Raw genomic sequence first — 12,645 nt, 5'->3', positions numbered from 1 at the left:
TTATGTGTGATGATAAGTGATTAAATGTTTTAGCTAACAACCGTTAGGCGTTATTTACAATCAGTGTAAAGTGAAACCGGCTCCCAATGCCTGGCTGACTTGAAACGCCGATGGCGCCGCCTTGTGCTTCAATAAAATCTTTAGCTATTGCCAGGCCAAGGCCAGTGCCTGTTTTTTCGGGATCGGCATCGGGTACTTTAAAGTAGCGTTCGAATATGCGCGACAGGTACATGGCATCAATACCACGGCCAGCATCTTTTACGGCAAACTCAATTACGTTCTTTCCTTTGGTTTGTATGGAAAGATCAATCGTTGATTTAACCGGACTGTATTTTATAGCGTTTGATAAAAGGTTGATGAGTACCCAGGTAGTTTTGTCCAGGTCGGCCATAACGTTGGGTAGTGTTTCCGGACAATTAATGGCTATGGTTATTTCTTTCTGATCGGCCAGTGATTTGATAGACTTCACCGCATAATTAACGATGTTGGTTGGGTGCGCGCTGCCGAAGTTAAGTTGGATATTACCCGTTTCGGCTTGCGCGGCGTTTAATAGCTCGCCGGTTATTTGTAATAAGCGTTTGGCATCGTCTTCAATATTTTCCAATATCTGTTGCTGCTCGGTATTCATGGTACCGACACGTTCATCCTGTAATAACTTAATACCCATTTTCATGGATGATATGGGCGTCTTCAACTCGTGCGATACGGTGGCGATGAACGTAGTTTTATTATCACTGGCCTGTTTAAGATTATCTATATTTTTTGTTACAGGATTGGCTATATAACTTGGAAAATTAACCCAAAAGCTAAAAGCGATCAAAAAACAAAGCGACCCCATTAACGATACTATGATTACCGCATCATCGGCAGTTTTGCTTGCTGTATCACTTTTATGCTGGATGGCAGTCATGTTTAACTGCATGATAGCATAAACTGCTGCCCTGATGTTGTTTTTATATAGAATATTGCCGGGAGCAAGCTTATATAATTCAAAGTTTGCCCTAAGCGTGGCGGCTAGTTTAGCTTCACCAGGTTCGGTGATATTATGTTCCTCTTGTGTTAGATTGGTCTCTATAATTTGTTGATTGGCTGACGAATTTGTCTTGCCATCATCTAAAGCCTCACCAATATTTTTACTATAGGTAATAGAGCGGTAGTTATTTTTAAGAATAAGTTTAGAATCGGATGAAAGGCGGTTTAAGTAATAATCTGCCAGGCCCGAACTTATCAAAGCCATCAGGAACAAAAAGCCAATGCCAAAACGGAGTTTGTTTTTTAAACGCATAGTGGCGCTATTGCCAAACAAATGCCATTAATAAAAAATGTTGGATATATAATGATATACAGTTAGTTGTATTTTGATGGAATAATAAGTATAATTACGCTACCCTATCATTTTGATATGGTATTATCAAAATGGGATTATAATAATCCGAATAAATTGGTTATTCAGTTTCGCTAAAAGTGATCTTGTTAGTTGCTTTATACAGCCTTAATATCACCTCTCCTACACTGCCCAAAGAGCACACATCAGTGTTTAAATACATTTTAATTTTGGGATCGTATTTGGGCTTTGCCTGATTGTCTTCCTCATTTTTCATTTTTTTTAATCCTTCAATAGGAAAGATCGTAAGACGGAGAAAAGTTTTATTATTAATTAAAGACCAGAATGTTGCATTTGTGTATGAAGCAGAAAAATTTGGAAAATTCTTAATTCGCGTCTGAGGATTATTAACAGCGTCTTTTATGGCAGCATAATAAGGCATCATGCTTTTGGGCAAATTGTCAGTGTCGGTTAATGCAATATAACCATGTTGTTTTATCCAGTCTGTTAATGACAGTTTTTTACGGCTCTGTGCAGATAGGCTAGCGCTAATTACTATAAGGAATGCAAATGCGTATAAGTTTTTCATCAGCTATGATCGATAATTGCTAATATACCAACAATCGCGTTACTCCAATCCGTACTCTTTTAACTTGCGATACAAAGTAGCAATGCCAATGTTTAATAGCCTTGCGGCTTCGGCGCGGTTGCCGCTGGTATGGTTAAGCACACGTTTAATATGCTGCTCTTCAATTATTGCCAGTTCAAATGCCGAAGCGGAGTTCTCGGTTTTTATGGAAGCGATATTAAACTCATAAGGCAATAAGGAAGCATCCAGTTCATTACCATCGCATAATATTACCGCGCGTTCAATAACATTCTTTAACTCGCGTATGTTGCCGGGCCAGTTATAAGCTTCCAGCTTTTGCAGGAAATCAGCAGTAAAACCGGTTATATGTTTATTTACTTTGGTGGCATAGGTTTGGACAAAACTTTTGGCAAGGGGTGCGATATCTTTCTTACGGTCGCGCACAGGGGGCAGGGTGATCTGGAAAACAGATAAACGGTAAAACAGATCAGACCTGAAATTGCCTTTAGCAGCTTCATCCTGCAAATCGCGGTTAGTGGCTGCCAGTATGCGCACACTTACCTGTGTGGTTTTGGTATCGCCTATCTTAATAAATTGTTGCGACTCCAGCACGCGTAATAATTTGGCTTGCAGGTCATGGTCCAACTCGCCTATCTCATCTAAAAAAATAGTGCCGCCATTGGCTTCTTCAAAAAGACCTTTTTTATCTTTTATGGCCCCGGTAAACGCGCCGGCTTTATGGCCAAACAGTTCGCTTTCTAAAAGTTCTTTGCTAAACGCGCTGCAGTTTATAGCTACAAATGGTTTGGCATTACGCGGACTGGCCTGGTGTATGGCTTCGGCAAATACTTCTTTGCCGGTGCCGGTTTCTCCCAATAATAAAACGGTGGTATCGGTAACGGCTACACGTTGCGCCAGTTTAATGGCATCAGCAATACCTGCCGAGCTGCCAATTATCCGCTCGAAACCAAATTTTAAATTTAGCTTATTCTCCAATTCTAGTACCCGGCGCTGTAAAATGGCTTTATCCATCGCCTTGCTAACCAGCGGGATGATCTTTTCATTATCATCGCCTTTGGTTATATAATCAAACGCACCATTTTTAATGGCGGTTACACCATCGTTTATAGTGCCATAAGCGGTAAGCACGATGATTTCGACAGCAGGGTTATTGGTTTTAATAATTTTGGTAAGTTCAATACCGTTAGTATCCGGCAATTTTACATCACATATAACAACATCAACGGTAGCGCTTTCTAATTGACGCAAGCCTTCTTTGCCTGTCGCGGCCTCCAGCAGATCGTATCCTTCCAGTTGCAAAATGCGGGCAAGTAGTTTTCGTAAACGGTCTTCGTCATCAATTATTAAAAGCTTGCCTTTTGATGCTGTGCTCATGGATTACAAATCTGTGTAATTTAATTGTGATTATAAACAACAAAAAAGCCCGTCCCAATGGCTATCGGGACGGGCTTTTATATAATGTGAAACTATTTAGTCTTTTATCTCACGGATCTTCATGTTTTTCCAACCGCTTGCTCCGGGGTGTTTTTGGATAGCAATTTTGCCGCCTTGTACTTTCATGAAATCTTCAAAGCCACGGCTTTTAAATTTACTTTGTGCCATTGCAGCGTCCCACTCAGGGCTGCCTATTTTAACGTCAACAGTTTTAGTCCCGTTTAACCAAAAAGTAAGTTGGCCTTTATTTTGAATAATTTTAACCTGGTTCCACTCGCCCGGAGTTACCGGATGTGATACAGTTGCATCGCCAATCATATCATACAAGCAACCTGCTAAGTGATTTGGTTTTTTATTGTCGCTTGCAGCAATGTTATCCAATACCTGCATTTCTGCACCTGTTTGGTAAGTAGCTCCATGTTTGCCATCTTCCTGGATGTCAAAAATAATACCGCTGTTACCACCAGGGGTAATTCTCCATTGTATTTGTAACTCGTAGTTTGTATATGAACCATCAGTCACTAAGTCTTCACCTTTACGGTCATTGCTTAAATCGTATTGTATTTGGCCGTCTTTTACCATCCAGTTAGCAGCAACTGTATCGCGTTTCCAAGAGTGCCAGCCTTTAAGATCGGTGCCATCAAATAGCAGTTTCCAGCCTTGTTTTATTTCTTTTTTAGTTAATGTGTTGTCCTGTGCCTTTACTACAGAGGAGATAGCTATGCATGCCACAAAGCCTAATACAAGTATTTTTTTCATGTTTATTTAAAAATGGTTAGGGTAAAACTACAATAATTTTTAATGGTGCGATATTTTTTATCAATTTCTCAAGTAAATAATAGGTTACAATTGGTTTTGAGGATAATTTGCTGTAAAAACGGCGAAGACTCACCCGGTCCACGCCACCGAAGTTTACCTAACTCTCCACCATTTCCTCCCACAAAAACCATTTAAAAAAAACCCTTTTCTGTATTAGTATTTTTCCCTACATTTGCAGGCTAATTGTTGCTCATTGAAATCGCTAAGAAATTATTCGATTCCTTTTACTGGTTTAGCACTTGGTAAGCATCATTTTGAATTTGATGTAAAGGATGACTTTTTTGACGAGTTTGATTACTCGCTGGTAAAAAAGGCCGACTTGAAATGTGAGGTCGAAATTGAAAAACAGGAAACTATGTTGATCCTTGATTTTCATATTACCGGTACAATTGATGCTGCTTGCGATAAATGTTTGTCGCAATATCCGCAAGCGTTGGATGTGCACGAACAGCAGATAGCTAAGTTTAGCGACGAAGAGATAGACGAAGACGATGAGATCATAGCCATAGGTAAAAATGAGCATGAAATAATGCTGGCCGGCTTGATCTATGAATATATTAACGTTGCAGTACCTTTTATACAGGTATGTAATGACGAGGGTAACACCCCGTATTGTGATAATGAAATGCTGGATAAGTTGAATAACTTAGCGGCGAATAATGAACAAGATGAGAACCCGGACCCACGGTGGGACGCACTCAAAAAAATTAAATAAATAATAACATTAAGTTATGCCACATCCAAAACGTAAAATATCCAAATCAAGAAGAGACAAGCGTAGAACCCATTACAAGGCTATCGCTCCAACTTTAACTACCTGCAAAGTTACCGGTGCTGTACATTTGCCGCACAGAGCTTATACTGTAGATGGTAACGTATACTATAACGGTAAATTACTGATTGAAAAAGCAGTAGCCTAATACTAATTTTCTAATATGAAGATTGGCTTAGATATTATGGGCGGAGATTACGCTCCCAAAGCGACTGTTTTAGGGGCTATCGAAGCATATAAAGTTTTATCGGGCCATACCCTTGTACTTATAGGCGATAAAGATGCGGCTGTAAGTATTCTTCGTGAAAATAACTTTGACCCGGATAGCTTTGAGTATGTACATACTACCGAGGTTATTGGCATGGGCGAACACCCCACCAAGGCTGTTGTTCAAAAACCAGACTCAAGTATCAGCGTAGGTTTTAAACTGTTAAAAGAAGGCCAAATACAGGCCTTCTCTTCGGCAGGTAATACCGGTGCTATGTTGGTTGGTGCTATGTTTAGCGTAAAAGCTATACCGGGGATACATCGGCCTGCTATAACTACTATGGTACCAAAGCTGAAAGGCGGCTTGGGTATTTTGTTAGATGTAGGTGCCAATGCCGATTGCAAACCCGAAGTATTAGTACAGTTTGGCGTATTGGGCAGCTTAATGGCGCAAAACGTTTATAATATTGCCAATCCCCGCGTAGCGCTGATGAACATTGGCGAAGAGGAAGAAAAAGGCAACCTGCTTTGCCAGGCTACCTATCCTTTAATGAAAGAAACAGACCTTTTTAACTTTGTAGGTAATGCCGAAGGGCGCGACCTGTTTAGCGATAATGCGGATGTTTTTGTATGCGATGGTTTTACCGGAAATATTATACTTAAACTTGCCGAATCATTTTATGTGGCAACCCTTAAAAAGGGATTGAAAGATGAGTTTTTTGACAGGTTTAATTATGAGCAATATGGCGGCAGCCCAATTTTGGGGGTAAACGCGCCTGTTGTTGTTGGCCACGGTATTTCAAACCCCGAGGCTATAAAGAATATGGTTCTTTTGTCTAAAGAGATGGTTGAAAGCGAGTTGGTTGGTAAAATAACTAAGGCGTTTCAATAAAAAATTATAACTATGAGTAAAATTACTGCAGCCATTACAGCTGTTAATGGTTACGTACCAGATTATATACTCACTAATCATGAGTTATCTACAATGGTTGATACCAATGACGAGTGGATAACCACCCGTACCGGTATTAAAGAGCGCCGCATATTAAAAGGCGAGGGCCTTGGCACATCAGACCTGGCAGTTCCTGCCGTTTTAGGCTTGCTAAAAAAACGCGGTATAGGTGCCGAAGAAATTGACCTGATCATTTTTTGTACTACTACACCTGATATGCCTTTCCCGGCTACTGCTAACTCATTTGGGCATAAAATTGGCGCGGTAAATGCCTGGGGATTTGATATGCAGGCAGCCTGCTCTGGCTTTCTATTTGGCCTTGCTACCGGCGCGCAGTTTATTGAAACCGGTATGCATAAAAAAGTATTGGTAGTTGGTGCCGATAAAATGTCATCAATAGTTGATTATCAGGACAGGGCAACCTGTATTATATTTGGTGATGGTGCCGGCGCCGCTTTATTAGAGCCTAATTATGATGGTTATGGCTTACTTGATTCTGTACTAAAAAGCGATGGTTCGGGTATCCCGTTCCTGAATATGAAAGCCGGGGGTTCTATAAAACCGGCTAGCCATGAAACTATTGATGCCCGCGAGCATTATGCTTACCAGGAAGGTAAAGCGGTATTTAAATTTGCGGTAACCAATATGGCCGATGTTGCTGCCGAAGTAATGGAGCGCAATAATTTAACTGCTGATGATATTGCATGGCTGGTGCCACACCAGGCCAATAAACGTATTATTGATGCTACCGCCGCTCGTACAGGTGTTAGTGAGGATAAAGTAATTGTTAATATTGAACGTTACGGTAACACCACAAACGCGACTATACCTTTGTGTTTATGGGAGTGGGAAGATAAATTTAAAAAAGGAGACAACCTGATATTGGCCGCCTTTGGTGGCGGCTTTACCTGGGGTTCTATTTATTTAAAATGGGCTTACTGATGTGCAGATGCGTGTATGTGCAGATGTGTAAATGATCGAGTTAACTTTCTCACATTTAGTCTGAACATTGTAAACGCGTATTTGTTAATCACTTAACTATTAACATTATAAAAAACATCCGCATATTTGCACATCTGCATATTCGCACATTAAATTGCGCATCTGCATATTATAACTAACTTAGATTAACACGTTATCCAAAAACCCTATAATCTGCAACAATGGATATTAAACAAATACAAGATCTTATACGCTTTGTTTCCAAATCAGGAGTAAACGAAGTAGCTATTGAGCAAAAGGATTTTAAGATCACTATTAAAACTGCCGGCGAGCCCACAGTTGTGCACGCAACTATACCCGCGCCTGTTACTGCCGCGCCCGCTGCATTGGCCCCTGCTGCACCAGTTGCCGCTGCACCTGCTGCTGACGATACATCAAACTACATAACTATAAAATCGCCAATGATCGGTACTTTTTACCGTTCGGCATCGCCAGACAAACCATTGTTTGTTAATGTTGGCGATGAAATAACAAGCGGTACAGTAGTTTGTATTATTGAAGCCATGAAATTATTCAACGAGATCGAAGCAGAAGTATCAGGCCGTATTGTGAAGATACTGGTTGATAACGCATCGCCGGTTGAGTATGACCAGCCATTATTTTTAGTAGAACCTATATAGATGTGCAAATGTGCGGATGTGCTAATATGCAAATGATTTGCATATTTAAAAGCCATCCGCACATCTGCATATCTGCATATTTGCACATTTGACTTATGTTTAAAAAAATATTAATAGCTAATCGTGGTGAAATTGCATTGCGCATAATCCGTACCTGTAAAGAAATGGGTATAAAAACGGTAGCTGTATATTCTACTGCCGATCGTGACAGCCTTCATGTACGCTTTGCTGATGAGGCCGTTTGTATTGGCCCGCCACCAAGTAAAGATTCTTATTTAAATATTCCCAACATCATATCAGCTGCCGAGTTAACCAATGCCGATGCTATACATCCGGGTTATGGTTTCTTGTCAGAGAATGCAAAATTCTCGGCTATTTGTGCGGAGTACGGCATCAAATTTATCGGTGCAACTTTCGCTCAGATCAATGCCATGGGCGATAAAGCATCAGCCAAAGAAACCATGAAAAAAGCTGGGGTACCAACTATCCCGGGCTCTGAAGGTTTGTTACCAGATGTTAAAACAGGTATCGCAATAGCAAAAAAAATAGGCTACCCGGTTATATTAAAAGCAACTGCCGGTGGTGGTGGCCGTGGTATGCGTGTAGTTTGGAAAGACGAAGAGTTTGAAGCAGCCTGGGATTCGGCCCGTGCAGAATCAGGAGCGGCTTTTGGTAACGATGGTATGTACCTGGAAAAATATGTTCAGGATCCGCGCCATATTGAAATACAAGTGGTAGGCGACCAATATGGCAAAGTTTGCCACTTATCAGAACGTGATTGCTCTATACAGCGCCGTCACCAAAAACTGGTAGAAGAAGCACCATCGCCTTTTATGACAGAAAAACTGCGTAAAAAAATGGGCGAAGCTGCCATTAAAGGTGCAAAAGCGGTTAAATACGAAGGTGCCGGTACGGTAGAGTTTTTGGTTGATAAGGACCGCAACTTCTACTTTATGGAAATGAATACCCGGATCCAGGTAGAGCACCCGGTTACCGAAGAAGTAATCAACTTTGATTTAATTAAAGAACAAATAAAAGTTGCTGCAGGTATACCTATATCAGGCAAAAACTACGAGCCTACAATGCACGCCATCGAGTGCCGTATCAATGCCGAAGATCCGTTTAACAACTTCCGCCCGTCACCGGGTAAAATAACCAATTTTCACTCGCCGGGTGGCCATGGCGTACGTATTGATACGCATGTGTATACTGGTTATGTTATTCCGCCTAATTACGATTCGATGATCGCTAAAGTAATTTGCGTGGCTCAAACCCGCGAAGAAGCTTTAAGCACCATGGAGCGTGCGTTAAGCGAGTTTGTTATTGAAGGGGTTAAAACTACTATACCATTCCACTTAAAATTATTAAAGGACCCAAACTTCCGTGCCGGTAACTTTACTACCAAGTTTATGGAAACGTTTGAATATTCTGAATAAACAAAACATCACCCGTAATGAACATCTCCATAGGTCCAACGGACGGATATATAAGCATGGATAACTAAACAAATGAGCGATAACAAAATAATAAAAGCAATACAGGATAAGGGTAAAACCATCGAGTCTGAAATGTCGTTTTTTGAGCATTTAGAGGCTTTAAGATGGCATTTAATACGATCGGCTATTGCTGTTGTTGTTTTTGCACTGGCCGCTTTTTTAAATTACGACTTTATATTCAACAACATTATAATGGGCCCGTTTAAGACTGATTTCTGGACCTACAGAATGATGTGTAAACTGGGCGATGGCTTTTGTGTATCAAAAATAAATGCCACTATTATTAACACCGAGGTTGCCGGACAGTTTATGCTGCAAATCAACTCATCGGTGCTGATAGGTATCATCGTGTCTATCCCTTATATTTTATGGGAGATATGGCGCTTCATTAAACCGGCCCTGCTATCTAAAGAAAAAAAAGCGGCCAGCGGATTTGTTTTTTATGCATCGGCACTTTTTATTCTGGGTATTTTATTTGGCTACTACATTATAGCACCCGAATCTATTTCTTTCCTGGCCAGCTATACCGTTAGTGATACCATTAAAAATGAATTTACTGTTGGCTCATACCTATCAATGGTGGCAACCATTACTTTAATTATAGGTATCGTATTTGAGCTGCCGATCCTGATATACATACTGGCATCTATAGGCATATTAACGGGCACGTTCATGAAAAAAACGCGCCGGTATTCGGTTGTGATACTATTAATAGTAGGTGCCATTATATCTCCGTCGCCAGATTTTTTGACTACCATGATAGCAACAATTCCATTATTTGCCCTATATGAGGTAGGTATAGTTGTAGCATCAACAGTTGAGAGAAGACGTGCAAAGGCACATGATGATATAATGAATTCGTAATATAATAGGTAATAATAACATGATAGAAGGACTAAAAATTGCCATTGGTGCAGACCACGCCGGTTTCGAAATGAAAAACGCCCTGTTAACCATATTGGGCGAGAACGTTAAAGATTTCGGCACCTTCTCTAAAGACTCATGCGATTATACAGACTTTGCACACCCGGTTGCTTCGGCGGTTGAAAGTGGCGAGTTTGACTATGGTATATTACTTTGCGGCAGCGCCAACGGTGTAGCCATTGCGGCCAACAAACACCAGGGCATCCGCGCGGCATTATGCTATAACGAAGCCGTAACAGAACCGGCCCGCAGCCATACCGATGCAAACGTGTTATGCATCCCATCAAACTTTGTAACGTTAGAACAGGCAAAGAACATTGTAGAGATATTTTTTAATACCAAATTTGAGGGTGGCCGCCATGCAAGGCGCGTTGGCAAAATAGCCTGCTCATAAAATATAAATTGCGATAATGCGTAATATAAAATAGCGATAGGTTTTGAATCTATCGCTATTTTTTTAGGATTAAAAAAATTACCTTAGCGCCATGACAAGCATTTCGGAAGAGTTTTTAGTTGACGCGGAAAATAAGGCGTTTGATATAGATCACCGTAGGATTATCAATTACAATATTGCTAAGTACGATACGGCTGTTGATCGTGGCTTGGGCAGGATAATAAACTTGGATAATGCGAAGAAAAAAGGCCACGCAATTAAGTGGAAGGTGATGGAAAACCTGGACAAAATATTGCCCGAGTTTGAAGCCAACTTTCAAAAACGCGGCGGTAAAGTTATCTGGGCCAATGATGCTGCCGAGGCCAACAAGGAGATACTAAATATCATACAAAAAGCAGGGGCCAAAACGGTTATCAAATCAAAATCGATGGTTACCGAGGAGATTGAGCTAAACGAGTTCCTGGAACATCACCATATCGAATCAATAGAATCTGATCTGGGCGAATACATTATACAATTGCTGGGGCAAAAGCCTTATCATATTGTAACGCCGGCCATGCACCTGTCTAAAGAAGATATTGCCAAACTTTTTCATGAACGTTTTGGTACCCCGATTGATTTCACCCCCGAACAATTGACTCAAAAAGCGCGCGAGTTATTACGTGAAAAATATGTTCAGGCAGATGTGGGTATAACCGGCGGCAATTTTTTAATTGCAGATACAGGTAGCATCGCGCTGTCAGAAAATGAGGGAAATGCCAGGTTAAGCACCTCGTTCCCTAAAATACATATTGCTGTTGTGGGTATTGAAAAGCTAATACCATCACTAACAGACCTTGACCTGTTTTGGCCAATGCTGGCAACACATGGTACCGGCCAAAATTTAACGGTTTATAATACCATACTAAGCGGCCCGCGCCAAAATGACGAAACAGATGGCCCCGAAGAAATGTACGTGGTTTTACTGGATAACGGCCGCACCAACCTGCTTGCTCAAAAAGACCAGCGCCAGGGTTTATATTGCATTCGTTGCGGGGCTTGTTTAAACGCCTGCCCGGTTTATAAAAACATTGGTGGCCATACTTATAATACAGCTTATAGCGGCCCTATCGGTTCTATTATTACCCCGCACTTGCAGGGCATGAAAGAGTTTAAGCACCTAAGTTACGCTTCTAGCCTATGCGGTAAATGTACCGAGGTTTGTCCGGTAAAAATTGATATCCACAAAATGCTGCTGCTTAATCGCAGGGATGCTGTTAATGAGGGCTTATCGCCAACGGCCGAAAAATTTGGCTGGAAAATGTGGAAGACCGGTATGTTAAGCCGCCGACTGGAAGATTTTTTAAGCGGTAAAACCAAAAACCTGTTGATGAAAACCTTCTTCAAAAAAACATGGGGACATTACAGGGATATGCCAAATGTTGCCGGTAAATCTTTCACCCAGCAATGGCAGGAAAAACATCAGCCTGAAAAATAAAGATCATAAATGCGCAAGATAATATTAAACCTGGCGGTTAGTCTGGATGGCTTTATTGAAGGCCCTAAAGGCGAAATTGATTGGTGCCTAACCGACCAGGATTATGGTATGGAGGCTTTTTTTGCCAGTACCGATGCCATATTTATGGGGCGCAAAAGTTATGATATGATAGACGGGCTGCCCAGTCCTTTTGCCGACAAGCAGATCTATGTATTTACCGATTCGCCTTTTTTAATACCGAACCCGCACATTGAGGTTATACACAGCAAAGATTTTTTAAAAGATATCCAGGCTATACGCACATTACCGGGTAAAAATATATGGTTGTTTGGCGGCGCATCCTTGCTGTCCAGCTTTATTAAACATAAACTCATCAGCGAGTTTATTATTTCTGTTCACCCTGTTGTATTAGGCGGCGGTAAGCCCCTGTTTTATAATATAGGCGAAAAACTGGACCTGCTGTTTCTAGGCAGCGAAACTTTTTCGAGCGGCTTGATCCAATTAAAATATGCCATCAAACCAAAATTTGATTTCGGCATATTGGAGCAACAATTGTCTTTGTTAAACTAGGCTCTTTAGTCGCTTCATTAACACCCCCAAAATTTCAGTAGATT

Annotated in this window: 14 protein-coding genes; 10 read left to right on the top strand and 4 right to left on the bottom strand. The window is 41.0% G+C overall.

Translation table 11 applies throughout. The features are described from left to right. Nucleotides 1-43: 43 nt before the first annotated feature. The 4 genes from JWQ34_RS00600 to JWQ34_RS00585 form a co-directional block, all read right to left on the bottom strand. On the bottom strand, nt 44-1,285 hold the full coding sequence (locus JWQ34_RS00600; RefSeq protein WP_299352391.1) for a HAMP domain-containing sensor histidine kinase: 1,242 nt from the start codon (nt 1,283-1,285) through the stop codon (nt 44-46). 160 nt (nt 1,286-1,445) lie between these two features. Then, the gene (locus tag JWQ34_RS00595) at nt 1,446-1,913 is read right to left on the bottom strand and encodes a hypothetical protein (RefSeq protein WP_299352388.1); all 468 of its coding nucleotides are present in this window, start codon (nt 1,911-1,913) and stop codon (nt 1,446-1,448) included. Between the two features lie 39 nt (nt 1,914-1,952). Continuing rightward, the gene (locus tag JWQ34_RS00590; RefSeq protein ID WP_299352385.1) at nt 1,953-3,308 is read right to left on the bottom strand and encodes a sigma-54 dependent transcriptional regulator; all 1,356 of its coding nucleotides are present in this window, start codon (nt 3,306-3,308) and stop codon (nt 1,953-1,955) included. Nucleotides 3,309-3,404: 96 nt separating this feature from the next. Continuing rightward, entirely contained in the window at nt 3,405-4,127 is a 723-nt protein-coding gene (locus JWQ34_RS00585) for a DUF1080 domain-containing protein (RefSeq protein WP_299352382.1), read from the bottom strand. A gap of 253 nt (nt 4,128-4,380) precedes the next feature. On the opposite strand from JWQ34_RS00585, the gene JWQ34_RS00580 reads away from it, so the two are divergent. The 10 genes from JWQ34_RS00580 (at nt 4,381) to JWQ34_RS00535 (ending at nt 12,601) form a co-directional block, all read left to right on the top strand. Next, a complete protein-coding gene (locus JWQ34_RS00580) occupies nt 4,381-4,902 on the top strand; it encodes a DUF177 domain-containing protein (RefSeq protein WP_299352379.1) in 522 nt (173 codons plus the stop codon). Between the two features lie 16 nt (nt 4,903-4,918). Beyond that, nucleotides 4,919-5,107 carry a 50S ribosomal protein L32 gene (gene rpmF / locus JWQ34_RS00575; RefSeq protein WP_299352377.1) on the top strand — a complete coding sequence of 63 codons (189 nt, stop codon included), beginning with the start codon at nt 4,919-4,921 and terminating at the stop codon, nt 5,105-5,107. A gap of 15 nt (nt 5,108-5,122) precedes the next feature. Next, nucleotides 5,123-6,058 (top strand): phosphate acyltransferase PlsX, encoded by a 936-nt coding sequence (gene plsX, locus JWQ34_RS00570; protein ID WP_299352374.1) that lies wholly within the window; start codon nt 5,123-5,125, stop codon nt 6,056-6,058. A 12-nt stretch (nt 6,059-6,070) separates the two neighbouring features. Further along, nucleotides 6,071-7,060, top strand: a complete 990-nt coding sequence (locus tag JWQ34_RS00565; RefSeq protein ID WP_299352370.1) for a beta-ketoacyl-ACP synthase III — start codon at nt 6,071-6,073, stop codon at nt 7,058-7,060. A 221-nt stretch (nt 7,061-7,281) separates the two neighbouring features. After that, a complete protein-coding gene (accB, locus tag JWQ34_RS00560) occupies nt 7,282-7,740 on the top strand; it encodes an acetyl-CoA carboxylase biotin carboxyl carrier protein (RefSeq protein WP_299352367.1) in 459 nt (152 codons plus the stop codon). A gap of 95 nt (nt 7,741-7,835) precedes the next feature. Beyond that, a complete protein-coding gene (accC, locus tag JWQ34_RS00555; protein ID WP_299352365.1) occupies nt 7,836-9,176 on the top strand; it encodes an acetyl-CoA carboxylase biotin carboxylase subunit in 1,341 nt (446 codons plus the stop codon). A gap of 72 nt (nt 9,177-9,248) precedes the next feature. Beyond that, nucleotides 9,249-10,100 carry a twin-arginine translocase subunit TatC gene (tatC, locus tag JWQ34_RS00550; protein ID WP_299352362.1) on the top strand — a complete coding sequence of 284 codons (852 nt, stop codon included), beginning with the start codon at nt 9,249-9,251 and terminating at the stop codon, nt 10,098-10,100. 19 nt (nt 10,101-10,119) lie between these two features. After that, on the top strand, nt 10,120-10,554 hold the full coding sequence (gene rpiB, locus JWQ34_RS00545) for a ribose 5-phosphate isomerase B (protein WP_299352359.1): 435 nt from the start codon (nt 10,120-10,122) through the stop codon (nt 10,552-10,554). A gap of 91 nt (nt 10,555-10,645) precedes the next feature. After that, nucleotides 10,646-12,031 (top strand): LutB/LldF family L-lactate oxidation iron-sulfur protein, encoded by a 1,386-nt coding sequence (locus JWQ34_RS00540; RefSeq protein WP_299352356.1) that lies wholly within the window; start codon nt 10,646-10,648, stop codon nt 12,029-12,031. A 9-nt stretch (nt 12,032-12,040) separates the two neighbouring features. Continuing rightward, on the top strand, nt 12,041-12,601 hold the full coding sequence (locus tag JWQ34_RS00535) for a dihydrofolate reductase family protein (RefSeq protein ID WP_299352354.1): 561 nt from the start codon (nt 12,041-12,043) through the stop codon (nt 12,599-12,601). The last annotated feature ends 44 nt before the right edge of the window (nt 12,602-12,645 follow it).

Source organism: Mucilaginibacter sp., from assembly GCF_028288185.1.
Lineage (GTDB): Bacteria > Bacteroidota > Bacteroidia > Sphingobacteriales > Sphingobacteriaceae > Mucilaginibacter.
This window is presented reverse-complemented; position numbering and strand designations above follow the sequence as displayed.